Source organism: Candidatus Limnocylindrales bacterium (assembly GCA_035571835.1).
Taxonomy (GTDB): Bacteria; Desulfobacterota; Binatia; order UBA1149; family CAITLU01; genus DATNBU01.
On sequence record DATNBU010000008.1, the window covers coordinates 194515 to 219541 of the forward strand.

Below are 25027 nucleotides of genomic sequence, written 5' to 3' on the forward strand. Positions count from 1 at the left end.
TCAGTGCCTGTCCCCGTTTCGAATCAGTGACACACCGAATCCGATGCGTTCGTACAGGTGACGAACCCCACGCAACCAGGAATCGCGGTGCACGCCGCGCAGACCGATGCTCCGCCGGAGCTTGTCAGGTAGTAGCCCGACTCGCACGATGTGCATGTCGAATCGGCGGCAGTGCTGCAGGTGAGCGGGCTGGTGCAGTGACTGACGCCGCTGCATTGCGTGCACGTGTCCGCTGAGCCCGAACCGTCGAGCCAATAGCCGGACAGGCACTGCTGGCACTGCGAATCGGTCGCCGACGTGCAGGTTTCCTGGACTGCGCACGACGCGACGTCCATACACGCGACGCAGCTCCCGTTCGAAACGTAATAGCCCGCTGCACACTGGACGCAGTTCGAGTCGGACGCGTTCGTACATGTCACGGCCGAGACGCAATGCGGAGAAGCCGTGCACGCGCGGCACTCATCGGACGCGCCCGGTTGCTGGAAGCGGTAGTAGCCCGACTGGCAGCTGCTGCACATCGAGCTCGTGCTGCTGTCGCAGGTGATCAAAGCGTCCAGGCAGTGCGCGATCTGCGAACAGCCAGGGCACGTGTCGGCTGTTCCGGATTCGTCGAGGTACCTACCCGCGGTGCAGCTCGCGCACTGGGAATCGGATCCGTTCGAGCAGGATTCCTGGCTGGTGCATCCGGTGATATCCGTGCAGGCGGGACAGCTGTCCGATGCGGGTCGCGCGGTCGTGTCGAGGTAGTGTCCGGAAGAACAAGCGTCGCATCTCGACGTCAGCGCGTCCGTACACGTGATCTGGCTCGTACAGTAGTCGATCGCCGTGCATAGCTGGCACGAGTCGGACGTTCCGCTCGAATCGTTCCAGTAACCGTTCTGGCACTGGCTGCAGCGCGAATTGTCTGCCGATGTGCAGGTTTCTGCGCCCATGCAGTGCGCGACATCCGTGCACGCAGGGCAGCTGCCATCGGACAGGTAATAGCCCGCCTGGCATTGGCCGCAGGCCGAATCGGAACCACTGGTGCAGGTCACCGACGCGCATCCTGGAACCGCCGTGCAGTCTACGCAGATCGCGCCGTCCCGACGCGAGCCGGCCGGGCACTGCAGGCACTGCGGATCGGACGGATTGCTGCACAGGCCCGGCACGATCTTGACCTTAGCGCTGAGGTGCGGCTTTTTGCTCGCGATCCCCGTGTTCTTGCTCTTGGACGAATCGACGCCGGCACCGTTGCCGCCGACGTTGACGGACCAGCACGCGCCGCTCGACGTATTGACGACCTGGACGATGAGGTCACCGGCGACGCCATCGAAGACGTCGGAGCTCGCGCCGACGCTCCATGGATTCTGCGTTTCGATCAGCGAGCTTCCGCCCGGCGCATCCTTGGAAGATAGAGCAATCTGGATCGCCGACTTCTCGTTGTCGTCGGCTTTGGTATCGGCCAGGAGGCTGACGCCGGCGAGCCCCGACGGCTCGGTGCCTTTGAAGCTGCATTTTTTGTCTTTGACGCAGCTCCAGCCAGACGCACCGGCGTCGATCGGAATGTCGAGCGCGAGCACGCCCTGGTCGTAGATGCAGGCCTCCAGATCGTCGGTCATCGTCGCGTCTGCCGAACTGGTGCCGCCGGGTGCACCGAGGCTTTCGAGACTCGCGTCGACGAGGCCTTTGATCTTCAGCTTGAGTTTGCCTTTGCCGGCGATGAACGCGCTGCCGTCGGTTGCCGCGCTGATGTCGAGCAGCGCCGAGCTCTTCGTCCCGTCGATGCCGTTGCAGGCTCCGAGCGGAGAAGGCGCGCAGCCAGCGGCCGCGGATGCGCTCTCGATCGTCCAGCTCTCAAACGAAGACAACGAGACGGTCGCAATCGCGACGATTGCAACCGCCGCACTTGTGATGCGTACGAAGGATTGTTTCATGCGGCCCCCGGTGGCTGCGTCCAGCCACGACACGATGCGTAAATGCGAAGCTCGCGTGCTTCGCATTTCGGGGCGCCCAACTAACGGTTCATCATCGCTTTCTCAATACATAAACAGCGAATCGCGAGCATTGACGCTCGGCCGGGGGACTGCGAATCATGTCTTCGATCGCGTGACGGGAGGCGCGGCGCAGCAATCAAAAAAACGGGCCGGCGCATCTCTCCGCCGGCCCGTCATTTCCCCGAGCAATAGTCGGGGGCGTGCGTTCTCGTTGCCGGTTACGCGAGCTGCTGCGTCCGCACGCGCACCGGCTCGGCCGTCTCGTACTCGTGTTCCGCAATCGACGAGAGGCTGAGCCCGGCAAGCGCGTACGCGCTCTCGGAATGCTCCGACAGGTCGAGGCCGGTCGACTCGTCTTCCTCGCCGACGCGCAGCGATCCGAACGCAAGCTTCATCGCCGTAAGAATGCCGAACGTCATCACCGGTGCGAACACGATGACGAATCCGATTCCCTTGAGCTGGATCAGGATCTGCTGCGCGTTGGTCTCGACGCCCGAGCCGAGCGTGACCGCGAAGACGCCGGATGCGAGCGCACCCCATGCTCCACCGAGCGCGTGCACTCCGAACACGTCGAGCGAGTCGTCATAGCCGAGCGCCGGCTTCAGGAACGTGCAGGCAAGGTAGGAAACCACGCACACACCGGCGCCGACCGCCATCGATCCGAGCGGCGAGACGTTGCCGCACGCCGGCGTGATCGCAACCAGGCCCGCCACTGCAGCGGTCGCGCCGCCGAGCGCGGTCGGCTTGCCGCGGTGAATCCATTCGATGAGCGCCCAGACGACCACTGCCGTCGAAGTTGCGGTACTCGTGTTGAGGAATGCGAGGCCCGCCAGCGGGCTCGCCGAAAGCGCGCTGCCGGCATTGAACCCGAACCAGCCCGTCCACAGCAGGCCCGCGCCGATCATGCACAGCGGAAGGCTGTGCGGCGGCATCGGCGACGTGCCGAAGCCTTTGCGCTTGCCGAGCATCATCGCGGCCACGATCGCCGAGAATCCGCTCGACATGTGCACGACGAGGCCGCCGGCAAAGTCGATCGCGCCGGCCTTGAAGAGCCAGCCTTCGCTGCCCCAGACCATGTGCGCGATCGGGCAGTAGACCGCCAGCAGCCAGACCGAGATGAAGACGCACCATGCGCTGAACTTCATGCGCTCGGCAATCGCGCCGAGGATCAGTGCGGGCGTGATGATCGCGAACATCGCCTGGAACATGATGAACACGTATTCCGGGATGTTGCGCGGCGGCGTCGCGAAGTTGGCGGTAACCGAGTCCAGCGAGACGCCGGCAAGACCGACTTTGGAAAGGTCGCCGATCCACGCATTGCCGGTTCCGAACGCGAGGCTGTAACCGATGAGGATCCACAGCACGCCGACGATGCCGGCCGACAGGAAGCATTGCATCAGCACGTTCAGAACGTTCTTCGAGCGGACGAGACCGCCATAGAACAGCGCGAGGCCGGGCAGAGTCATCATCAGCACGAGGGCCGACGAGACGAGGACCCACGCGGTATCGCCGCTGTCGATGACCGGTGCGGCTTCGTCGGCGAACGCCGGTGCGGCCGCGAGCATTGCCATCATCGCCGCGATGCCGGCAACGCCGAGCAGACGGCCAAGGGGGAAACGAAATGGATGTCTCATGGTCTACTCCTTTTTTGCGCCCCGCTTGCGAGCAGGTGCGGCTGGCTTGCTGAACCTGAAGCCAGTGGCCCCGGTCAGAGTTCGCAGACGCGAAAGCAACGGGAATGCCAGATTACGCGCGGCTGTGCAGAGCGCTGCGCATGCTGGAATTCCCGGCAGTTGCGGGTACGGAGGCGCGGCACGGCCTTCGTGCCGAAGCTTTTTGCAGCCGCGATGCCTAGCGGTTAGGCAGCGTGTTCAAGTTCGAGGCAGACATCATGAGCATCAAAGTCATCCAGTGGAGCAGCGGTAACGTCGGCGCGTACGCGCTGCGGCACATCATCGATCATCCGGGCCTCGAGCTCTCCGGCCTGTGGGTTCACAGCGACGCGAAGGCGGGGCGCGACGCCGGCAGCTTCTGCGGTCGCGGCACGACCGGGGTAGCTGCAACCAACGACGCCGACTCGCTGCTCGCGAGCGATGCCGACTGCGTCTGCTACACCGCCACAGCCGATCTTCGGCCGTTCGAAGCCATCGAGGACATCTGCCGCATCCTTGAGTCGGGCAAGAACGTCGTGTCGAGCTCGGTCGTGCCCCTTGTCCATCCGGCGTCGTTCTTTCCGGAGGTGCGCGACCGGCTTGCCGGGGCGTGCGAGAAGGGCGGCGTGTCGTTTCTGACCTCGGGCGTCGATCCCGGTTTTGCGAATGACGTGCTTCCGCTCGTGCTCTCGGGAGTGTGCGGCAGCTGGGAAGAAATTCGCATCCAGGAAATCATCAACTACGCCACCTACGACCAGCCGCAGGTCCTGTTCGATACGATGGGCTTCGGGCAGCCGATGGATGCAACGCCGATCCTGCTCACGCCCGGAACGCTCGCGTTTGCGTGGGGAGGCACGGTTCGTCTTCTCGCCGAAGGACTCGGCGTCGAGCTCGACGAAGTGACGCAGAGCTTCGAAAGGCTACCGGCCATTCGACCGGTCACGATCGGCGCGCGCACGGTCGAGACGGGAACGATGGGGGCGCTTCGATTCGAAGTGAGCGGCATGGTGGACGGGGTTGCGCGCCTCGTCGTCGAGCACGTGACACGCATCGACGACGATCTTGCGCCGGAGTGGCCGACCGGCCGCGGCAGCTACCGCGTGCTCATCAAAGGCAATCCTGCGCTCCGGCTCGAATTCGAATTCGAAGACGAGCGGGGCGACCACGCGGTCGGCGGTGTGGTCGTGACGGCGACGCGGCTGGTCAATGCGATTCCGGCGGTCTGCGCCGCGCGGCCGGGCCTGTTGTCGGCGCTCGATCTGCCGCTCGTGACCGGACGCGGCCTGATGGCGCGCTGAAGTTTCGTAGCGACTTTCCCACTCGTAACGCCGCACGCCCGCCGGTAGTGGCGGGCGTGCGGTTCGTTGCGCACCGACTCGCGGCGCGTTGGCGAGTACGAAGCTCGCTGATCAACTCAATGGCACGCACAGACCCGCGCGACGTTGGCATTGGATGCCGTCGACGTCGTCGCTGGACTGTTACACCAGAGGGGAGTGGTCAGGTTTACTGCGCAGCCAAAACCGGACGCGCACGTCGTCGCCGTCGCATCGCTCGGCCCGGGAGCATTGAGCTGGTCGAGAAGGTCCGAGCAGTTCGTCCCGTTGTCGCCGGCGCCGCTGCCGGCCGTCGTCAGCGTAGCAGCGTCGTAGACTTTGCCTTGCGCTGCGCAGGCCTGATCGCAACTCTGTCCGTAGTCGCCGAAGAAGAAGCACTTGCCCGAATACATGAGACCGGTGCACTGGTTGCATGCGACGCGGTTGAAGTCGCAACCGGCCGTGCACAGGAGCGTGCCGGCCGCGAAGCCGAAGTCCGCGCACGTATAGCCGTCCGTGTCGGTTCCGTCGCAGTGCTCGCCGACCGCGTTGACCACGCCGTCGCCGCACGTGGGAATGCCCTGCGCGCCCGAGATGATGGCGGCAACCTCGGTCGCCTTCGCGTCGAGATATGCCTGCATCGGCGTAGTCGTCACGTTGTCCGGGCAGGCTGCGACCACCTTGTTTTCGGCGTCGTCCCATTTCTCGCCGAACGTACCCGTGCACTTGCTGAAGTCCGGCGCGCCTCCTTTGATGACCGCCGCCGCTTCGGCCTTCTCGCGGCACGCGAGGTAAGAACCGGCGAGTTTGCTCTTCCCGGCCTGGCATTTGTCCTCGGCGCTCGGGCCGGCCAGCGAAGTGCTCGCCGCGAACGTGATGACCGCGAGAGCCGTCGCGATGGTGGTCGTCTGGATCATTCGATGGGACTTCATTGGCTTTTCTCCTTGGGCGGACGTGTTCCCCGCCCTCGAGGAGAGGGCCAAAGGGTGTTGTCGATGAGGACAGCTTGCCCGCAGGAGGCCCAGGAGACTTTGAGAAGATCTTGAATCGCTCTTGAATTTGCCGATGGCAGGCCCGGCGCTGCACGTGGCTGGATCGAGCCGTGATGCCGTTTTCGACGGGTGTCGGAGCATCGCCGCTGGTACGTTCCTTCGGGCGTCGCCCTGGAGTCGTATGAAAGAACAATTCGACCGTATCGCTTCGGAATTCTTTGCGGCCATCGAACGAGGGGACCTCGAGTCGGTCCGGGACATCTACGCGCCGGACGCGCAGATCTGGCACAACGTGACCCGGAGAACGCAGACGCGCGACGAGAACCTACGGCTGCTCGGGCTGTTCATCGCGCGCGTTACGGACCGCCGCTACGAGATCCAGTCGCGCGAGTTCTTCGCGGGCGGCTTCGTGCAGCGCCATCTTCTGCACGGGACGAGCGCGAGCGGAGAGAAGCTCGAGCTTCCGGCATGCCTCGTCGTGCACTTCGCCGAAGGCAGGATCGAGCGGCTCTACGAATACCTCGATTCGGCGGCGGTGCGATCGATCTTTCCTTGACGACGGATACAGACATGCCGGCGCACGGGAGGACCGGTTCGGGAAGTCGCAGACGTCGGGCATGCTGGTGTAACGAGTCCGCCCGCTATGAACTTCCGCGAACTTGCCCTGGCTCGGCCCAGTTGGCATTTCAGGCCATCCCGGGGAGAACCCACGCATGCTCAGCAAACGATCGATCATCGGAACTCTCGCAGGAAGCGTCGCAATTCTTTCGGTAGCTCTCTCCGCCGGTAACGCCCAGGCGCTGAGCAGCGACCGGTGGACGAACGGCACGCCCTACGGTGTGTTCTTCAACGACTACCAGCCCAACTTCTACACCGGTTTCGTTCCGCGTGAGCAGCAGGCAGGCCGGATCAAGATCCATCTCGGGCGCGGCAACCAGCTGCGCCTGCGGCTCGTGCTCTCGGATGCAACCATCGACAACTACATTCCGGACCAGGTGGCCCGCCACGATCTCTACAAGGAGGTCATCGACGCCAAGGTCATCACGCTGACGACGAACACCTCGTGGGAGACCTACGACAAGCGATTTGCCGAGGCGGGTTTTACCGAGCATGCGCGCAAGAAAGCGACGCTTCCTGCCCAGGAATGGCGGGAGCTGAATCTGCGCACGCTCGCACAGATGTCGCCGGACCGGCTCTTTCACATCCAGAAAGACTTTACGCGCATGCTCGACGACTTCGCCGCGCTGCTGAAGGCAAGCGAGCCGCCCGCGAGCATCGATGCCAAACTCGACCTCGCCAACGCAATCTTTCCGCACCGGGTGTTTGTAGACCGTCTGACGCCGGCGCAGGATGCGGCGCTCGGCGAGCTCGTCGGGCTCGCGAAGGCCGATGACAAGGCCGGCTTCCGCCCGAAGGCGCAGGCTTTCTTCGACGACATCACGGGCGGGATCTACGCCGTGCACGACGGCAAGCTCGACTACTACGAGTACACGGTCATCTATCCGGCGGGAACCTACGACAAGACCACGACGTACAAGGGCCACATCATCCCCGAGATCACCACGGGCGGCATCTGGCCGCTGATCCCGCGCATGCACGGCAAGGGCTTTCTCGGGATGATCGACTACATCTCGTCGGAGCCCTACTACGGGCTCATGCCGATGCTGCCGTACCAGTACGTGGGCGGCATCGAGTACAACGCGATCCACAACACCGGCATCAGCAACTGGATCGGCGGACATGCGCTGCTGCCCAAGGAATGGCGGACGGTCACCGAAGGAAGCCGAAGCGGCAAGCCCTTCACGCGCGTCTCGATGACCAGCCGTGGTCCGGTCTCGCACGGGTGCACGCGCATCGGCAACGGGCATCTGACCGAGCTGCGCGAGCTGCTGCCGTCGACGTCCGACGGCATGAAGGGCATCGTCACGTACCGCAACGTGTCGCACTGCTACGACGTGTTCGATCCGAAAGGCGACGGCAACGACCAGATCATGGGTGTCCAGTACTACATTGCGTTTCGCCACACGGGCGCACGCGTGGCCAACCAGATCTGGGCGCAGAACAACCGAGAGGATTTCTACCGCTGGCTCTACAGCGACGAGATGAGCTTCGGCCCGATCGGTTCGGTGACCTTTCCGGAGGTCTGCGACGGCAAGTTCGTCGATCGCAAGCCGCGCGAGGGGAAAACGTACAAGGGCCTGAAGCTCTACGAAGCGCCGTACGTGCCGGAATCGGACGCGATCCAGTTCTACACCATCAAGGGTGTCGATGAACTTTCGCTCGCAGGCATGGACTTCAACCGGGAATTGCGGCGCGTCGGCCATGGCTACACCATCGACCGCGCGAAACTGTTGCTTCACTAGCCCCCGGGGCACGCCTGCTTGAAGTCTGGCGGTCGGGAGGCAATTGTTCTTCCGGGGCGGGGGCCAACCAGAGGAGCGAACCATGACAACTCCAACCAATCCCGCGGCGGCGAGCTCGATCGACATGAAGCTCGAGGTCGTCGTCATTCCCGTTTCGGACGTCGAGCGTGCCAAGGCGTTCTACGCCGGCCTCGGCTGGAGACTCGATGCGGACTTTGTGTCCGGCAACGACTGGCGCGTGATTCAGTTTACGCCGCCAGGCTCGGGCGCCTCGATCATCTTCGGCACGAACGTGACTGCGGCCGTGCCTGGTTCTGCGAGAGGGCTGTACCTGATCGTCTCCGACATCGAGGCTGCGCGTAAGGATCTGCTGTCGCGCGGCGCGAAGGTCAGCGATCCGTTTCACGGCGCAGACAATGCGTACGCGGGCAACGACGAGCCCTACCTCTTCGGAAGGATCCGGATCGCCGGGCCCGATACCGGGCGTCGCAGCTACCGCACGTACGCGTCGTTCAGCGATCCGGACGGCAACGGCTGGCTGCTGCAGGAGGTAACCGAACGGCTGGCCGGCCGCGTGGACGGGGATACGACCTTTGCATCGGTGGCCGACCTGGCGGCCACGCTTCGGCGCGCCGAGGCAGCGCATGGCGAGCACGAGAAGAGGACCGGCAAGCGCGATGCAAACTGGCCGGAATGGTATGCCGAATACATCGTTCACGAGCAGGCCGGCAAGCCGTTGCCGCAATAGGAAACTGCACGCGTACGATTCAACGGCGGCCGCTGAACCGCACGCGATCGCAATCGCGGCCACCGGGCATCTGCCATGAGTAACCGAATTCTGGTTTTCTACGGTTCGTACCGCTCCGACCGGATGGGAATCCGGCTTGCGGACTTCGTGGTCCGGGGGCTGCGCCGTCGCGGCGAGGATGTCGAGCTGATCGACGCCAAGGCGATCAACCTGCCGATGCTCGACCGCATGTACAAGGAGTATCCGAAAGGCGAAGCACCGCCGGCCCTCGAGCAGCTCGCGAACAAGATCCGTTCGGCCGACGGGTTCGTCTTCGTCACCGGCGAATACAACTGGGGCGTGCAGCCCGGACTGAAAAACCTGACGGATCATTTCCTGGAAGAGTGGTTCTGGCGCCCGGCTGCGATCGCAAGCTACTCGGCTGGTCGTTTCGCCGGAGCGCGCGCCGCAACCGCCTGGCACGGTACGCTGTCGGAGATGGGGATGATCGTAATCTCGAGCACGATCGCGGTTGGCCCCATTGCGCAAAGCCTGTCCGCTGAAGGCGAACCGCTCGGCGACGGCGGCAAGTCGCTCGAGCATGCGTTCCCGCGCTTCGCCGACGATCTCGTATGGTGGATCGAGGCCGCCAAAGCGCAGCGGCAGCGCAAGGCTCCGCCGTACTGATCGGCGTACTGGTCGCGTGACGAGATCTATGGCCCGAAGCACCGGCATTGCCGTCGTCGTCCTGATCGGCGCGACCGTCGCAACGCTCTGCGATGCCAATCATGTCCGTACCGGGACGATCTCCTACCGCGACCCGTGGCTCTTCGGCCAGGCATGGTGGGTGTTTCCGGAATTCATTCTGACGTTTCTCGCGATGGTGGCCGGATACATACTGCTTGCCTCACGCGTCTCGCGGGCCATGCCGACGCAGCGGAGCCAGTCTGCCGGAAGCGTGCGGCCCTTTGTCGAATCGCTCGTGCTGTTCGCGTGCCTCTACCTGATCAGCGGATTCGCAAGTCGCGAGCCGGTGTTTCTGTGCTGGATCTTCTACGCGACATTCCTTGCGCGTTGGATCGTCAGCTACGAGCGGGCATGGCTGCTGCTGCTGGCGCTGCTGATGGGAATCGGAGGAATGGTCGGGGAGGGCCTCGTCGGCGCGACGGGACTGGCCGCGTACCGTCACACCGACGTTTTTCACGCGCCGCTGTGGCTCGCAGGATTATACATGCACGGCGCTCTCGCGTTGCGGGAGAGCATGCGCTGCTTCGTGTACGGATCGTCGAACGGCCCGCGGAGTTGATTGCGTCTGCCAGCGTCTGCCTACGGGCGTGAGCCCGGCTCCGGTGCATTCGCCACCGCGTACTCCGCCTCGCCGCCGGTCGCCTGCTTGAGCTCGATCAGGATCTCGCGAAAGAAATCGTCGCTGGCATTGATCGCCGTCTCCGTGGCTCCGGGCGGCACGAAGAACACGCTTCCGCGCTGCACGGGGATCTCGACGCGGCCGACGTTGTCGATCTCGGCATCGAGCCGTGAGCCTTCGAGCACGCATAGCAGGTACGGGAGATCGTGATGGTGACGGTCCGAGCATTCGCCGGGCGCGAGCGTCATCTCCCACACGCGAACGTGCTCGTTCTCGAACAGCAGTTTGTTGGCGACGTTGCCGAGCGGGCGATCATCGTGCGACATGGCGGCCCTCCGGGATGAGCGTGTACAGGGCGGCCAGGCTTCTGTCATCCGGGACTTCGACGCCGGGCCATTGTGCAGTCGCCAGCAACGCGAGCGGATGCTAGGAACGACGGCCTCATCCGGCCCTGGAGTCCCGCCATGAAACTCGGCGTTCTTCTGTTTCCCGCTCCCGGCGCGTCCTCCCAGCTCGCGCAGATGGTCGAAGGTCTCGGCTTCGACAGCCTCGTCTTTGCCGACACGCAGAACCTTACGCCGGAAGTCTGGGGCCAGCTCATGCTGGCCGCGCGCGATACGAGCCGCATCGAGCTCGGTACCGGCGTAACCAATCCGGGAACTCGCGATGCTGCAGTGACCGCGTCGGCCGCGCTCGCGCTGCAGGTCGAGAGCGGCGGTCGTGCAATGTGCGCGATCGGGCGCGGTGACTCCTCGCTCGCCAAGATCGGACGCGAGCCGGTGCCGGTTGCCGAGCTCGAGCTCTACGTCCGGCGTCTGCAGGCCTACCTGCGCGGCGAAGAAGTCGACCGCGACGGCACGCCGAGCCGTCTCGAATGGTTCGCGGATGCGAAAGTCCCGAAGGTTCCGATCGAAGTCGCAGCGACCGGCAGGAAAGTCATCGAGATGGCCGCGCGCCATGCCGACCGCATCGTATTTGCGCTCGGCGCCGACGAAGTCCGGCTGCCGCGTGCGATCGAGACCGCAAGAGCCGCGGCAGCTGCCGCGGGACGCGATCCCGGCGAGCTTGAGCTCGGAGCGTGGATCAACTCCGTCGTGCACGACGACATCGTCGCGGCGCGCGACGCCGTGCGCGGAGGACTTTCCGTGTTCGCGCACTTTTCCGGAATGAGCGGGATGAAGACCGAGTCGATGGACCCGACGCTGCGCGAAGCCGCCGAGCACCTCGGCCGCAGTTACGATCATCGCGGGCACGGCCGCGCCGACGCCGACCACGCACAAAAGCTCAGCGACGAGTTCATCGACAATTTCGCGATCGTCGGGCCGGCAGAAGCCGCGCGAGAGCGCTTCGAACGGCTTCGCGACCTCGGCCTCGACTTCTGCCGCGTGGTGCCGGGCTCGCGCGATGCTCCCGGCGAGATCCTTGGTCCGTCGATGATGTCGATCGCTACCATCCGGGCTGCGATCGCCTGAGCACGAGATCACTTGCCGGTCGGACCGAGGCTGGCAGGAGTTCGTGCGTGCAGGTTCGGGAATGCGGCACGGGTGGCGTTGCTCTTGTGACGACGCGTGACGCCGTAGTACAAAGCGCGACTTTGTCCGCTGCGAAACACCTCACGCGGTAACCTATGAAACTTTGGTCGTCCTACTATTCGCTCCTGCTTCTTGCTTGTCTCGGTGCCGCGAGCCCATCGGGCGCAGCCGAACCCGGACCGGTCGGCGACGAGTTCCTGGCCGGCAACGTCGTGCTTCCGGATTCGCAGGAGGCGTTCGCGCTCTGTCGCGATGGAAACGGAACGACCAATCGCCTGCGTTCGATTCCGGCGGAGACTGCGGGTGATCCGGCTCGTATTTTCGTCGAACGAACCGATTCGACCGGGACTTCACTGCCGTCGATTCCGCTCGACTCGGAAGTCTGGAGCACGTGGATCCGCTGCACGCGCGCGGGAACGTTCCTCGTCGGACAGGAGCTGCCGGACTACAGCCGTACGACTGCGCGGATCCGGACTTTCGATGCAGCCGGACAGCAACTCGGAGACTTCACGACCCGGCCGAATCAGCTGACCTTCACCATGGCCGTGCATGCGACCGCCGGCCTGTTCGCGATCGAATGGACGACCGGCGACGACGGAGACCTCGTTACCGGACAGTGGCTCGACTACGACGGTGAGCCGCGCACCTCCGCTGTTCGTCTGACCAATCCGTACGACCGACGCACGTGGCCGCAAATGCCCGCAATCGACGAAGCGGGCAACGTGCTCGTCACGTGGATCGTCAACGATCCGGAAAACTGGGGTAACGGACCCGTAAAGGCGCGGATGATCGACGTGGCCGGCAGCGTACTCGGCCCCGTGATCGATGTAAGCGACGGATTCGCTGCGGAGACGTACGAGGCAGGAACGACGACGAACGAGACTCCCGGACTTTTCACGGTGTACTGGTATTCGCCGCTGCAGGGAGGTCGCGTCGGGCGGGTCATCAGCGTCGATCCCGACGCGATTGCACCGCCAACGACGACAACGACGCTGCCGCCGAGCGACGATGCGCCGCAGTTCGGTCCAGAGCGCAAGATCGGAATCGAGTTGGCTCCCGCGGGAAAAGATCTGCTGACCTCCGACGGCGCCGGCAATTGGCTGCGCCGCTCGCTTTTGTTCTTCCATTCGTATGACGACCATCTGGACGGATACTTCGTATTCGCACGCTCGAGAGACAACGGCCGTCACTGGGTCCCCGGCAACCCCGCGAGTCTGGATATGAGCGGCCAGGAGATGGCGGCAGCGCCGGACGGCACAACGATGATTTCCGAAGCGAGAGGAGAGGGGAACGTGCGCGTGGTCATCTCGAGCAGCAGCGGAGTTGACTGGGACCACGAGACGTACGCAGTCCCCGCATCGCTTCCGTGGTCGTTCGCAGAGTTTTCTTTCTGGTCGAGCCAGAGCGCGATCGCGACCGACGGTTCAGGGACGTGGGCGGTCGCATGGGTGGTGTCCGCGAGTCAGCGCGGCGACTGGCCACGACTGCAGGAGCAAGCCGTGTTTGCCGCTTTCAGCAACGACAACGGAGCGAGCTGGAGCCCGGGGCAGCAGATCTGGCTCGGCAAATCGGAGACCGGCGTCGACATCAGCGTCGATACCAACGGCCAAGGCACGTGGGTCGTCGCATGGCAGACCGTCGAGAACCATGCGATCTGGTCCGCTCGAACGACGAGCACGAGTCGTACGTGGGAGGCCCCCGAGCGTCTGCTTCAGCTCGAAGGATTGGGGTACTACGACCGCACGTGGTTCGACTTCAGTCCGAATGTGCCCGTGGGATCACTGGATCTACGCCATGCCGACGCTGACCGCTGGCTGATCTCTTTCGCGAGCAGGTCGGTCTCTTCCGACGATGCCGACGGTGACATTTTCGTGCTGCGATCCGAGGACGACGGTGTGAGCTGGTCCCAGCCGCTGGCCGTCAACGGCTATGCAGGTACCGACGGCGCCACCGACGACAGTCCCTCGCTTGCCATCGATGCTGCCGGCGAGGCGATGGTCGTGTGGAGATCCTACGACTCTCTCGGAGGCCGCATCGGCACCGACGCGGATATTCTTCGCGCGACTTCGACGGACGCAGGAGCAACCTGGAGCTGGCCGGCAGCGGTCAACGCCGGAGCGTCCGCCGATTCGGCGATCGAGGATTCGCCCCTCGTCGCCGCGGGTCAAAACGGTGCGTGGCTTGCGATGTGGCAGAGCCACGAGTTTGTCTCTCAATACGCAGAGCCGCCCCGATGGACGGAGCGCAATCTGATGCTCGCCGCCGCGGACTTCCACTGCGGCGACGGCAACGTCGACCAAGCCGAAGAGTGCGACGACGGAAATGACATCAGCGGCGACGGTTGCGACAGCAACTGCACGGTCAGCGGCTGCGGCAACGGCATCCTCAACGACGGCGAGGAATGCGACGACGGCAACGACCTGTCCGATGACGAATGCGTCGAAGGCTGCCGCATCGCGACGTGCGGCGACGGATTCCGGCTTCCGTTCGTCGAGTCCTGCGACAACGGTGCCACGACGTTCGACGGCCCGTGTCTGCCCGGCTGCGTCCGCGCCCAGTGCGGCGACGGCTACGTCGAGGCAGGCATCGAGTCCTGCGACGATGGGAATTCCTCTAACGACGACGGCTGTACGACCGGCTGCCGGCCGGCGCGCTGCGGTGACGGTTTTCTGTGGAGTGGTCACGAAGAGTGCGACGATCAGAACACCAGCGACTACGACGGCTGCGTCGCGGGTTGCCGCCTTGCGACTTGCGGCGACGGCTACGTGTCGCTCGGCGTGGAAGAATGCGACCCGGCCAGGCCGCCGATTCCGTTCCATCCGTGTCAGAACGACTGCCGGTTCGTACCTCTTTGCGACGATGACCAGTTTCAGTCCTCGTACTCGGCGTCGGATGCGCTGACTGTCCTTCGTTGTGCGGTGGGCCTCGCCAACGAGTGTTCGATCGCCGTCTGTGACCTGAACGGCAATGGAACGGTTACGGTGATCGATGCGCAGATGGCGCTCAGGGTTGCCGTGCAGGGACTGCCGCATCGCACCTGTGCGCCGGTGGCCGATGCTTCCACGACGGTCGCCTTTTCTTTCGATGACCGGAGCACGTTCGGATCAATGCAGTTCGCCGTCAGCTTCCCGCCCGAGCTCGGTACGTTCCGGGACGACCACGGACGAAACGATTGCAGCAGCCACCTGCTGGGCGTTTTTTCCGCGGCCGGTGCACCGGAGACGGCAGACCTGATGGTCGGAAGCATCTCGCTGAACGGCTTCAAGGGGCCGGCCGAGATTATGTCCTGCACGTTCCATTTTTCGCGCCACAGCCCACCGGAGGCGCGCGATTTCAGGATTCATCTTCTCGACGCGACCGGCATCGATGGATTGCCTTACGACGGGAGCCCGAAGCTGCACGTGACGCTGCGTTAATTCTTCAGCGTTCGCGCGCCTCGAGGTTTCGGGCGAGCGATATCTCGCCGAGCGGCTCGCGGTGCTTGACGCGAAGGCTCTCGGCCCAGGCGCGCGCAAAGTCCTGCTGGAAATGCCAGTTGATCGCCGCGGTGACGAGCACTGCGACGATGGCTCCGAGCGCGGCCAGCGCCATGTCTTTCTGCGCGTCCCACGGATCGCCCTGAGATCCGAGATAGGCGACGCCGAGATCTCCGCCGAAGAATTCGGCAGCGCCCCACTCGATGAGCTCGTAGAGCATCGACGTCGCCATGACGACGTCGAGCGGCAGGTAATAGCCCCAGAAACCTTTGGCGTCGGCCACGCGCACGAAGACTTCGCGCACGGGGTAGGCGAGCAGCAGACCGTAGCAGAGGTGTACGAAGCGGTCGTAATGGTTGCGGCCTTCGGCGGCCGGTGCGGCGCCGAGCGCCTCGAGCCAGTCGTGATACGGCACCAGCGCGTAGGTGTAGTGAGCGCCGACGGAATGCAGGCAAAGGAACGCGAAGATCAGCGTGTACGAAACTTTCGACAGCGGGAACGACCGGCTGGTGGCGACCAGGATGGCGACGCCGCCAAGCATCAGGGCGTTCTCGAGAAGCCAGTCCGCGCGGTCGTGCGGCGAGATTCCGAGGACTATCGTGATCAGCACCAGAAGCACGAACAGAACGAGCGGATAGGACCGGCGGGAGACCTGGATTTGCGTGGATTGCGGCACGCGCCGGTTATCCCCGGTTTCACGCCATCAGCAAAGCGGCGCTTCTTTCGGAAATCCCGGCGGCCGGCTGGATCGGGCTCACGTGCGCGGCCCGGGCCGTCACTCGCGAATCGATGATTTACGCGTGGAGGGGCGGACGATCCGTACGCCCGGTTCTCCCGCCGATTACTTGCACGCGCACGCGCGATGGACATCCGAGAAGACGCTCGTCGCATCCGTGTCGGGAGTTCCGCAGCGCGCACGATATCCGTACTCCAGGTTCACACCGCAGCCGAGGCCGGTCGTGCAGGATCCTCCCGGGTTGTCGAGCACGTCGCCGGTGGTGCCGAGGGCATCGAGGATCGAGATACAGTTCGAATCCGTGCCGGCGCTGCCGGCCACGGTTTTGGTCTTGTCGTCATAAACCATTCCGAACGCTGCGCAGGTGCTGTTGCAGTCGGCCGCGGCCGCGCCGAGCAGCCAGCATCCGCCGCCGAACGTGACGCCGGAAGGCGGACACGTCGAGCATCCGCTCACGTTGAAGTCGCAATCCACGGTGCATGCGAGCGTGCCGCTCATGTTGAAGGACGAACAGGTGTACCCGTCGAGCGCCGCTCCGTCGCATTGCTCGCCGGCGGCATTGACCACGCCGTCGCCGCAGACCGGAATGTCCGTGCTTCCGGCGACGATCTCCGTGACCTCGGTCGCCTGGGCCGAGATGTAATTTCCGACATCCAGTCCGGTCATGTTGTCGGGGCACGTTCCCTGTCCGACTTCTTCGGCTGCATTCCATTTTTCGCTGAACTTCGTATCGCACTTGGTGTAGTCCGGCGCGCCGCCTTTGCTGAGTGCCGTCGCGTCGGCCTTCTTCCGGCATGCGTAGTAGGCCCCTGCGGCCTTGTTCTTCCCGGCGCGGCATTTGTCGCCGTTGCTCACGGCTGTAGCCGACGCCTGCTGCGCAGGCGCCACGGCCGGAGAAGGAGTCGTGGTGCACGCGCTTACGTTGAAGTCGCAGCCCGCCGTGCAGGCGAGCGTCCCGTAAAAGCCGAACGATGCGCAGGTGTGTCCGTCGAGGTCGCTGCCGTCACAGTGCTCGCCGACCGTATTGATCACGCCATCGCCGCAGCTCGGGAAGCCGTTGCCGGCAAGAACGCCGGCGGTGTTGGTGGCCTGACCTGCGATGTACGAGGCGGCGCTTGCGGGCAGCGCAACGTTGTCGGGACAGTCCGCGGTTCCTTCTGTCTCGGCATCCGTCCACTTGTCGGTAAATTTGGACGTGCAGGTGCTGTAGTCGGGAGTACCGCCTTTGGCGACCGCTTTGGCCTCGAGCTTTTCGCGACACGCGTAATATGCTCCGGCGACCTTGTTCTTGCTCGCCTTGCACTTGTCGGCTGCCGACGGGGTGGCCAGCGCAGTGCCCGCAGTCAGAACGACCGCTGCCGCCAAAGCTGCGTTCCACGTTTTCATCGATGTCTTCATGAGAGATCTCTCCTCCCGCTTCTACGGCCCGTGTCCGTCCGGCGCGGGCACTCCATCCCGAGCGTGCCGCGCCCGTCGTGCTTCCTACTTGGTTGCTGCATTGAACAGCTTGTCCGTATTCGTCTTGGTATCGCCGAGCGAGAACTGACTGGTCCAGCACATTCCGTCGCCGTTGATGAGCTGGACGATCACGTTCGGGTCTTCGCTGAAGAACGACGCACCGGCCGGAGCGGGCAGGGCGAGGTTGGCACCGCCGGCGCCGATTTTGACCCGCGTGTTGCCTGTGTCCCCGGCCCGCAGCTGGGCTTTGACGACGCCTTCGGAAAGGCCGTCCTTGTCCTTGTACTGGACGACGCTCGGGTCGTTGCTCTGCCACCGCGTAGCCGAGGGAGCGATGTCGATCGACGCTTTGATGGAGGAGGTCCCGGAGCTCTCGTCGTAGACGCACAATGTATAGGACGTCGCAGTGGTCGGCGCGCCGAGGTCTGCAGGGTCGAAGCCGTCGCCGCCCGACCATTGCCAGGACAGTTTGTCCTTGCCGGTCTTTGCCGAGTTCTTGACCAGGAGCTTCGTCGCCGGCGCGGCCAGGCAGGTGGATGCATCCCTTGGCGTCGGCGCGTTCACGCAAAGGGCCATTTCCTCGCTGCACGAGTCCGCGGTGCACGCGTCGGTATCGGCGCAGGTGTTCGGAATGCCAGTGATGCACGTGCCGGTGGCGTTGCACTTGTCGTTGATTGTGCAGAACTGGCCGTCCTCGCAGGGACTGTTGGCGACTTCGTAGTGACAGGTCGCCGAGCAGCAGTCGCCGTCGGTGTTGTTGCCGTCGTCGCACTGCTCACCGGCGAGGCCGTTGACGAACTCGTCGCCGCAGAACAGGCAGCCGTTGATCCGCGTGCCGTGGCAGGCCTTGTTGGCGCAGACGTCGTTCTCGGTGCAGCGGTTGGTGTCGTCGCACGGACTGCTGTTGGCCGTGTTCGAGCAGCCGGTCGTCAGCGAGCAGAAATCGTCGGTGCAGGCGTTGCTGTCGTTGCACATCGAATCGCTGGCGCTGTGCCGGCACGTTCCGTCGGCAGCATCGCACGAGTCGATCGTGCACGAGATCGAATCGCTGCAGTTCTTGGGCGGATGCTGGCACGTGCCGCCGCTGAGTGCCGTGTTGCAGACGTCGTCCGTGCAGACGTCTCCGTCCTCGCACAGCGCGACGGTCGGATAGCCAGGCGAGATCGTCTGCGCGATGCACTTCTCGTTCTGGCATTCCGTGTTGCATCCGTCGCCATTCGACATGTTTCCATCGTCGCAGGATTCGCCGGCATCGATCGTGCGATTGCCGCACAGCGGGCACGGCGACAGCGAAGGATCGACGACGAGGCTGGCGGTCGGAGTGACGCTTCCCTGCACCACAGGCGGCTTGGAAGCGGTTCGGTACCGCAGGGTGTTGGTGCCGCCCGACGAGGCCTTCATCGTGCTCCCGGACAGAAGCTGCATCATGTCGTGGGTGACCATCGTGTTGCTGCTGCCGCTTCCGGTGCTGTCGAGGCGTCCGCCCGACGCGAGCGTCACGCGGCATGCGTCGACTCCCAGGTCGCCGCCGCTGACGCCGGACAGAACGAGGGTTCCTGCCACGCTCGCGCTCTGCTTCGCCATCAGGAGTGCGCTGCCGCCACTGCCTCCGCTGCCGCCGCTGACATCGCCGCTGCCGTTGAAGGTGAGATCTCCGGTGAGGGAGTCGATGTCGAGGGATCCGCCGCCGCTGCTGCCTCCGGTGACGTCGAAGCTGGAAGTGGAGCCCATGCTGGCCGCTCCGCCGTCGGCAGTCGCGTCGACAAAGCCGCCGCCGCCCTGAGTCCCGCTGGCCTTCGCAGTCACATCGCCGTCGATCGTGAGGTCGGCGCCCGACTCCACCGAAATGTCGGCTCCGGAGCCATCCGGCGCAGATCCGTTTCCGATCAGCCGGGTGTTCGCATCGAGCAACAGATTGCGATCCGCGTAGAGCTCCTGGCTGCCGCCGTCGCCGGCGAAGTTCTCGATGTCGGTATGGCCGCTGGTCTCCATCGTGCTCTTGTTGGAGGCCGAGACGCCGTTGAAGAACAGGTCGCGTCCCGCGGAGATGGTGATCTCGCCGCCGAAGCCCGCGCCCGAGGCGGAGTTTGCGATCAGGCTGCGCCCGATCGTGATGTCGCGACCCGACGTCAGGTCGACCGTTCCGCCGTCGAAGTCTCCGCCGATCACGCTGATGTCATCCTGGACGACGATGTCGGTGCCCGCGTTGAACTCGACCGAGCCGCCCTGCGAGCTGCCGCCTCCGGTCGCGTTGATCTTGTTGGTCAGCGTGATCGAGCCCGCTCGCGCGTCCACCGAAAGGCTGCCGCCGTCGGAATCGAGCGCCGAGCTGTTCAGAGTGATCGGCTTGGAGATGGAGACCGAATCAGCGGCGCGGATGACGATCGTCGCCGGACTGTCGGAGCTTCCTGAAATCGGTCCGGCGATGTTGACGGACGCGGTGCCGACCGTGCAGGTACCGAACGAGCAATCGCTGTTGCTCGAGCAGTTGAGCGGGTTATCGCCGCGACCGGTGCACGTGATCTGCGCGGGGCAGCTGCCGTAGTCGCAGTCGGCGTTGGTGGTGCAGCGCACGAACGTCGTCGAGCCGGAGCACCGGTGCAGCGCGCTGCAGGTTCCGAGCTGGCAGTCGGCGTCGGCCCCGCACGTTCTCGTGCTCTTCTTCGAGCATCGCCGGACACCGCACGGCCCGAGCTCGCAGTCGCCGATGTCGAGGCAGGGAACCAGGGGGTTCGAAGAGGTGCAGCGGCGACGCGCGAGCAGCAGCACCGATCCGCTGTTGGTTCCCGAGCTCGCCGGCCCGGCCGCATTGAGGAATGGGCTCGTCGTTGACGCCGAGAAAGCGCCACACGTGATCCTTCCGCTGTTGGTCCCGAAGTCGAACTCGCCGGCACCGGTCACGTTTACGGCGCGCGTACCGAAGTCGAGCACCGCGTTGGCGGTGACGTCGAAGACGCTGGTCACGTTGCACGGGTCGGCGTTGCTCGGGCAGACGTCATTGGCGGTGGTCGCGGGAGTTCCCGCCGAGGCTGCGCTCGCGGCGAACGCGATCGCGATCGCGGCTGCCGCGAGTGCGCGAGCGGCAAACGGTGCAGTCCGAATGTTACGCGGCTTCACTTGGCAGCTCCCGCGCGTCCGGCGACATCGCCGCCGGCGTTACCCGAAGCCTGGATCCCGCTCACCTCGTGATCGGTGCCGGTTGCCATGACGCCGGCTCCGCCGTTGCCCTGCGTCACGATGTGTTCCACGCGGTTGCCGCGACCGCCGATGACAGCCCCGTTGCCGCGGTTATCGGCGGTCTCTGCGGCAACGATGGCGGCGCTGCCGTGAAGCTTGAGACCGTCGCGCGCGTTGCCGCGGGCCGTTACTCCCGAAACCTGATTGCCGTGGCCGGTCAGCCGCGCGCCGTCGCGTCCGTTGCCCTCGCTGCGGACGTCGTCGAGCTTTACGCCGCTGGCGTGAATGGAAAGACCGTCGGCGGCATTGTCGTGAACGTCAATCGAGCGGACCTCGCGAAGTACGTCGCGCCCCGAGGCGCGGATGCCCGTTCCGAAGCGCGCGATCTCGGCTCTCGTGTCGCCCGGATCGCCGCCGACGATGATCGCGCCGAGACGACCGCCGCGGGCAACGCGAATACCGGCGCCGTGGCCGCGGCCGACGATGCTCTGTCCGCCGAGATTGAGTGTGAGACTGTCGACGTTGCCCGACGCGAACACCGTGAGCCCGTCGTCCGAACAGGGTTCGGTGACCACGGGGTCGGTGGGCCAGAGCACGGTGTCGGTTACGACGTTGTCGCCGCAGGCGCAGGCCACGCGCTTTCCGTCTACGCTGTCGCCGCAGGCTCCGGCCCCGGCCCATTGCGCGGTCGCGAGAACCAGCATGCAGGCCGCAGCCAGCGTCGGTCGCCGGCGCGCTGTGCCTGCCGGCCAATCAGTTCGTGTCATTTCGAGATCCTCACTTCGTACCGTTCCCCCGGTCGCCTTATGACCGCGGGCCGGTCGCCGGGGTTGGGCACCAGCAAGATATCGGGAAGAAGGGCGATACAACAGTGAGCTTTTCCAAACCCTGGGCAGGGGACACCAGCGCGTCCGCGACGTGGTCGCATAGCCTGCACCCCTGAGCGGACGGGCTTCGGCCCGGAAGTGGCCGGAGCGCTTTTTCTTACGGCATTCTATAGGTTTGCGCTGTTTGTGGATCTCTCTTTGGTCTCGAACCGGCATGCACATGGAAGCCGGATCCCCGGAGGCGGGGCAGCATGTATCGATACAGCATCGATGAAAGCAGGCGTTTTGTGGTGGCGACGTTCGAAGGTGAGGTCGGCGATACCGACCTGTTCGACTACCTGGCGCACATGCTCGCGAACACCAGGTACGGCTCGGGCTGGCGCAGCCTGATCGACCTTACGACAGCCGAAGTCGTGGACCTGACCCGCGCCGGCGTGCAGCGCATGCGGGCTCTCCCTTTGTATATGGAAGAGCGCCTGAACGGTGCGCGGGCAGCGGTGCTCGCGCCCAGACAATCCGCGGCCTACGGCATGGCCCGGATGTACGCGATGATGGGCAGCAATGCGCACTACGAGATCGCCGTCTTCTCGGACCGCGACGAAGCGATGCGCTGGCTTTTCCAGGAGAACAAACCGGCGTGATTCCCGCCCGCGCCGCCAGGCGGCGCGGCAATACGATGCTGGGGCGACGATGCGCAACCTGACCACCAGAGCTCGGCTCGTTCTCGCGGTGATTCCAGCCGTGGTGGCTGCAACCTTTGCACTGTCGCTTGCGTCGACCGACCCGAAGACCGCCGAAGAGCTGATGCGCGAAAGCGGCCTGTGGCAGGATCTCGGCGAGGTGGCCGACGAAGTCCGATCCGGACTTCACGGATTCATCGAACAGAGCCCGAAGAAACCGGAACGCTCCGAGATCGCGCGCCTCGAACACCTCATCGACACGGCGTTCTCCTCCGAACGGCTTCGCAGCGTCGCAAGGGATGTCGTCGAGAAGCAGACCAACGAACAGCACGTTGCTGCGCTGCGGGAATGGTTCGCGAGCCCGGACGGCAAAGCCGTCACGAAGGCGGAGATCGCCGCGCCGGGCACGCGCGAAGGAATCGAGAAGCTCAAGAAAGAAGGGATCGTGCTGCTCGAGAAGATGCCGAAAACGAGGAGAGACCTTCTCGATGCCATCCTTGCAGCATCGCGCTCGGCAGAAGTCACGACGAACATTACGATCCGCTCGTCGCTCGCGGTGCTCGCGGCGCTTCACCGGTCGAACCCGGACTTGCCGCTACCGGCGAAAGCGAGCTGCGCGACAGACTCGAAGCCGCACGCTCACGAATGGAAGAAAGCCTCTATCCCGCGCTCGTCGAGATGTACGCAAGCGCCTATCGGGAAATTACCGACGCGCAGCTCGAGCGCTATGCGCAGCTGCTGACGAGTCCGTCCGGACGACATCTCAGCGACGTGCTCGCCAGAGCACTCGAAGCCGCAGTTGTCGATGGCGCGAGTCGCCTTGCGCGCGACATCGTGCCGTCGCGCGAATCGACTACCACCTGATCGAGAAGGTTTCGACGCGCACGGCGGGAACCGTCGTCTTTCATGGTTAACTTCGAACCATGGAGACGAACGGCATCACAATTCGCCGTAGTGTCGAGCATTTAAATCGCGACCCATCAGATGGGTGTGTTGCTGTAGTCAGATAGTGACTGGCTCACGGTAACGCAGCTCCGTTACGCTGCGGCGATTCAATTTCATTCAGCCGTGACGATTTCGCGGGACGAGTCGTCCGGAAGGAACCAAGCGAGATGAATATGAAGAAGACGCTGATCCTGGCGGCCCTGGCCGTCGTACTTGCCGGCGGCACCGCCGATGCGAAGAAACCGGTCAGAGGGGGTGGCGGTGGTGTGTCGACCAACTATGGTTGCACGACACTGCTCGCAGGCACCGTGCTGCGAAGCAGCGACGGCCTCAGTCAGACCTCGCTCAGTCAGACCACCTGGGCGTGCTACCTGTGCAACATGACGACGCGGGTATGCGCGCTGCAGTCGCCGTCGTCGCTCATCGGGTGGACGTTCATCATGCCGTAATGCGGCGAGGCGCTGCGGGCCGCTTCAGCTTTTTTTCTCGCAGCACTTCTTGAACTTCTTTCCGCTGCCGCACGGGCACGGATCGTTGCGGCCCGTCTTGGGTGCGGACCGTCGCACCGTGGCCGGCTCGGGCGTATGGCCTTCCTTGAAGAGCCAGCGGCCGTCTTCCTTCACGAAGGTGCTGACTTCGTGATGCGTCTGCAGGTCGCCCTTCTTGTCGCGAAAACGCGCGATGAACTCGACGGTGCCTTCGGAGTCCGCGGCAGTGCCGCCGTCGGTGTCTACGATTTCCAGCCCCAGCCACTCGGAATCGGCAGCCCAGCGCTTCGCCGATTCCTCGTCGCCTTCATTCCGGTTGGTCGAATGCAGCGTGTCCATCAGGAACGGAACCTGACCCCGCGTGTAGGCGGTGTAGCGCGCACGCATCAGCTGCTCGGCCGTCTCGGGCACCTGCTTTCCGGTCAGGAAACGGTCGCAGCAGCCGGCAAGCGCGATACCTGAACCACAAGGACACTCGGTCACGAGAAAACCTCCGGAGCTTCCATCCGGCGTTTTTTGCAGTTTCGGCCAGCGAGCACCATCGGACGCTGCACGCTCCACGGCACTGCTGCCTCCCGCTTCGCTACCTCGAGCGCTTTCCGCCATTGTGCCCGCTTGCAGGCCCGTAAACTCCTCGGATCCGGCGTCATGCCGGGCGGCGCGCTGCTTACGCTGCACGAAGAAGGCGCCGGCTTCGTCGTGCGCATCGGCAACGAAGTGCTCATGTCGAGCCGGCTTCACGGAAGCGAACAGGCGATGGCCGCCCGCAGTCTCGATGCTGCGCTGCGCAGCCGCCGGCCGCGGGTACTGATCGGCGGTCTCGGCATGGGATACACGCTGCGCGCGACGCTCGACATTCTGCCTGCGAACGCCGAGGTGGTCGTGGCCGAGCTCTTCGAGTGCGTGGTGGAGTGGAATCGGGGGCCGCTCGCCGCACTGACGAACGACGCACTCGGCGACCGGCGCGTGCGCCTCGAGGTCAAGGACGTGCAGCAGGTCCTGCGATCGCCCGGTGATGGCTTCGACGCCATTCTTCTCGACGTCGACAACGGCCCGGACGCACTGGTGACGCCCGGCAACCGCGGAATCTATTCGCCGTCCGGGCTTGCGACGGTTGCCAGGGCACTGCGCCCCGGCGGCACGTTTGCGGTGTGGTCGGCCTCGGCGAGCAAGCCTTTCGAGAAGGCCCTTGCCCGCGCCGGATTTCGCGCCGAGTCGGTCCAGCTTCCGTCGCGTCACGACAGCGGCAAGGGCGGACGCCACGTTCTCTTGATTGGACGAACCGCGCCGTTTCCACGCTGACCACGGATCGAACCGGCCAA

21 protein-coding genes are annotated in these 25027 nt (G+C 64.6%); 12 read left to right on the forward strand and 9 right to left on the reverse strand.

The annotated features are described in order from the left end of the window. Window positions 1-23 precede the first annotated feature (23 nt). Window positions 24-1913, reverse strand: a complete 1890-nt coding sequence (locus tag VN634_02545; protein HXC49741.1) for a hypothetical protein — start codon at window positions 1911-1913, stop codon at window positions 24-26. Between the two features lie 278 nt (window positions 1914-2191). After that, a complete protein-coding gene (locus VN634_02550) occupies window positions 2192-3607 on the reverse strand; it encodes an ammonium transporter (protein HXC49742.1) in 1416 nt (471 codons plus the stop codon). 257 nt (window positions 3608-3864) lie between these two features. On the opposite strand from VN634_02550, the gene VN634_02555 reads away from it, so the two are divergent. Continuing rightward, complete coding sequence (locus VN634_02555) at window positions 3865-4923, forward strand: hypothetical protein (protein ID HXC49743.1); 1059 nt, start codon at window positions 3865-3867, stop codon at window positions 4921-4923. A 116-nt stretch (window positions 4924-5039) separates the two neighbouring features. On the opposite strand, the gene VN634_02560 is transcribed toward VN634_02555, so the two are convergent. Then, window positions 5040-5870, reverse strand: a complete 831-nt coding sequence (locus VN634_02560) for a hypothetical protein (GenBank protein ID HXC49744.1) — start codon at window positions 5868-5870, stop codon at window positions 5040-5042. A gap of 241 nt (window positions 5871-6111) precedes the next feature. On the opposite strand from VN634_02560, the gene VN634_02565 reads away from it, so the two are divergent. The 5 genes from VN634_02565 to VN634_02585 all read left to right on the forward strand — a co-directional run bounded on the left by VN634_02565 (window position 6112) and on the right by VN634_02585 (window position 10326). After that, complete coding sequence (locus VN634_02565) at window positions 6112-6486, forward strand: nuclear transport factor 2 family protein (protein HXC49745.1); 375 nt, start codon at window positions 6112-6114, stop codon at window positions 6484-6486. A gap of 157 nt (window positions 6487-6643) precedes the next feature. Next, window positions 6644-8293: a hypothetical protein gene (locus tag VN634_02570; GenBank protein HXC49746.1), complete on the forward strand. Its 1650-nt coding sequence runs from the start codon at window positions 6644-6646 to the stop codon at window positions 8291-8293. An 82-nt stretch (window positions 8294-8375) separates the two neighbouring features. Then, complete coding sequence (locus VN634_02575; protein HXC49747.1) at window positions 8376-9041, forward strand: VOC family protein; 666 nt, start codon at window positions 8376-8378, stop codon at window positions 9039-9041. A 75-nt stretch (window positions 9042-9116) separates the two neighbouring features. Beyond that, window positions 9117-9707: an NAD(P)H-dependent oxidoreductase gene (locus VN634_02580; protein HXC49748.1), complete on the forward strand. Its 591-nt coding sequence runs from the start codon at window positions 9117-9119 to the stop codon at window positions 9705-9707. Between the two features lie 28 nt (window positions 9708-9735). Beyond that, complete coding sequence (locus VN634_02585) at window positions 9736-10326, forward strand: hypothetical protein (protein ID HXC49749.1); 591 nt, start codon at window positions 9736-9738, stop codon at window positions 10324-10326. 20 nt (window positions 10327-10346) lie between these two features. On the opposite strand, the gene VN634_02590 is transcribed toward VN634_02585, so the two are convergent. After that, window positions 10347-10712: a hypothetical protein gene (locus tag VN634_02590; protein ID HXC49750.1), complete on the reverse strand. Its 366-nt coding sequence runs from the start codon at window positions 10710-10712 to the stop codon at window positions 10347-10349. 138 nt (window positions 10713-10850) lie between these two features. On the opposite strand from VN634_02590, the gene VN634_02595 reads away from it, so the two are divergent. After that, window positions 10851-11858 (forward strand): LLM class flavin-dependent oxidoreductase, encoded by a 1008-nt coding sequence (locus VN634_02595; protein ID HXC49751.1) that lies wholly within the window; start codon window positions 10851-10853, stop codon window positions 11856-11858. A 155-nt stretch (window positions 11859-12013) separates the two neighbouring features. Then, a complete protein-coding gene (locus VN634_02600; protein HXC49752.1) occupies window positions 12014-15334 on the forward strand; it encodes a DUF4215 domain-containing protein in 3321 nt (1106 codons plus the stop codon). Window positions 15335-15338: 4 nt separating this feature from the next. Here the strand turns inward: VN634_02600 and VN634_02605 are convergent, their stop codons facing one another. From VN634_02605 to VN634_02620, 4 genes are all read right to left on the reverse strand, one after another. Next, window positions 15339-16070 carry a DUF2238 domain-containing protein gene (locus tag VN634_02605; GenBank protein ID HXC49753.1) on the reverse strand — a complete coding sequence of 244 codons (732 nt, stop codon included), beginning with the start codon at window positions 16068-16070 and terminating at the stop codon, window positions 15339-15341. 165 nt (window positions 16071-16235) lie between these two features. Beyond that, the gene (locus VN634_02610) at window positions 16236-17528 is read right to left on the reverse strand and encodes a hypothetical protein (GenBank protein HXC49754.1); all 1293 of its coding nucleotides are present in this window, start codon (window positions 17526-17528) and stop codon (window positions 16236-16238) included. An 84-nt stretch (window positions 17529-17612) separates the two neighbouring features. Next, window positions 17613-20705: a hypothetical protein gene (locus VN634_02615; GenBank protein HXC49755.1), complete on the reverse strand. Its 3093-nt coding sequence runs from the start codon at window positions 20703-20705 to the stop codon at window positions 17613-17615. After that, window positions 20702-21532 carry a hypothetical protein gene (locus VN634_02620; protein ID HXC49756.1) on the reverse strand — a complete coding sequence of 277 codons (831 nt, stop codon included), beginning with the start codon at window positions 21530-21532 and terminating at the stop codon, window positions 20702-20704. Before VN634_02620 ends, VN634_02615 begins: the two co-directional genes overlap by 4 nt. A gap of 311 nt (window positions 21533-21843) precedes the next feature. On the opposite strand from VN634_02620, the gene VN634_02625 reads away from it, so the two are divergent. The 3 genes from VN634_02625 (at window position 21844) to VN634_02635 (ending at window position 23666) form a co-directional block, all read left to right on the forward strand. Continuing rightward, window positions 21844-22233, forward strand: a complete 390-nt coding sequence (locus tag VN634_02625) for a hypothetical protein (GenBank protein HXC49757.1) — start codon at window positions 21844-21846, stop codon at window positions 22231-22233. A gap of 49 nt (window positions 22234-22282) precedes the next feature. Next, window positions 22283-23014, forward strand: coding sequence for a hypothetical protein (locus tag VN634_02630; protein HXC49758.1), 732 nt, complete (start codon window positions 22283-22285; stop codon window positions 23012-23014). A 370-nt stretch (window positions 23015-23384) separates the two neighbouring features. Continuing rightward, window positions 23385-23666 (forward strand): hypothetical protein, encoded by a 282-nt coding sequence (locus VN634_02635; GenBank protein ID HXC49759.1) that lies wholly within the window; start codon window positions 23385-23387, stop codon window positions 23664-23666. A 24-nt stretch (window positions 23667-23690) separates the two neighbouring features. On the opposite strand, the gene VN634_02640 is transcribed toward VN634_02635, so the two are convergent. Beyond that, complete coding sequence (locus VN634_02640) at window positions 23691-24188, reverse strand: YchJ family protein (protein ID HXC49760.1); 498 nt, start codon at window positions 24186-24188, stop codon at window positions 23691-23693. 165 nt (window positions 24189-24353) lie between these two features. Between VN634_02640 and VN634_02645 the strand changes: the two genes are divergently transcribed. Next, on the forward strand, window positions 24354-25007 hold the full coding sequence (locus VN634_02645) for a hypothetical protein (protein ID HXC49761.1): 654 nt from the start codon (window positions 24354-24356) through the stop codon (window positions 25005-25007). Window positions 25008-25027 lie beyond the last annotated feature (20 nt).

Coding starts and splice junctions, on each gene's coding strand:
- VN634_02545 (HXC49741.1), bottom strand. CDS start 1,913: ATGAAACAATCCTTCGTACGCATCACAAGTGCGGCGGTTGCAATCGTC.
- VN634_02550 (HXC49742.1), bottom strand. CDS start 3,607: ATGAGACATCCATTTCGTTTCCCCCTTGGCCGTCTGCTCGGCGTTGCC.
- VN634_02555 (HXC49743.1), top strand. CDS start 3,865: ATGAGCATCAAAGTCATCCAGTGGAGCAGCGGTAACGTCGGCGCGTAC.
- VN634_02560 (HXC49744.1), bottom strand. CDS start 5,870: ATGAAGTCCCATCGAATGATCCAGACGACCACCATCGCGACGGCTCTC.
- VN634_02565 (HXC49745.1), top strand. CDS start 6,112: ATGAAAGAACAATTCGACCGTATCGCTTCGGAATTCTTTGCGGCCATC.
- VN634_02570 (HXC49746.1), top strand. CDS start 6,644: ATGCTCAGCAAACGATCGATCATCGGAACTCTCGCAGGAAGCGTCGCA.
- VN634_02575 (HXC49747.1), top strand. CDS start 8,376: ATGACAACTCCAACCAATCCCGCGGCGGCGAGCTCGATCGACATGAAG.
- VN634_02580 (HXC49748.1), top strand. CDS start 9,117: ATGAGTAACCGAATTCTGGTTTTCTACGGTTCGTACCGCTCCGACCGG.
- VN634_02585 (HXC49749.1), top strand. CDS start 9,736: ATGGCCCGAAGCACCGGCATTGCCGTCGTCGTCCTGATCGGCGCGACC.
- VN634_02590 (HXC49750.1), bottom strand. CDS start 10,712: ATGTCGCACGATGATCGCCCGCTCGGCAACGTCGCCAACAAACTGCTG.
- VN634_02595 (HXC49751.1), top strand. CDS start 10,851: ATGAAACTCGGCGTTCTTCTGTTTCCCGCTCCCGGCGCGTCCTCCCAG.
- VN634_02600 (HXC49752.1), top strand. CDS start 12,014: ATGAAACTTTGGTCGTCCTACTATTCGCTCCTGCTTCTTGCTTGTCTC.
- VN634_02610 (HXC49754.1), bottom strand. CDS start 17,528: ATGAAGACATCGATGAAAACGTGGAACGCAGCTTTGGCGGCAGCGGTC.
- VN634_02620 (HXC49756.1), bottom strand. CDS start 21,532: ATGACACGAACTGATTGGCCGGCAGGCACAGCGCGCCGGCGACCGACG.
- VN634_02625 (HXC49757.1), top strand. CDS start 21,844: ATGTATCGATACAGCATCGATGAAAGCAGGCGTTTTGTGGTGGCGACG.
- VN634_02630 (HXC49758.1), top strand. CDS start 22,283: ATGCGCAACCTGACCACCAGAGCTCGGCTCGTTCTCGCGGTGATTCCA.
- VN634_02635 (HXC49759.1), top strand. CDS start 23,385: ATGAATATGAAGAAGACGCTGATCCTGGCGGCCCTGGCCGTCGTACTT.
- VN634_02645 (HXC49761.1), top strand. CDS start 24,354: ATGCCGGGCGGCGCGCTGCTTACGCTGCACGAAGAAGGCGCCGGCTTC.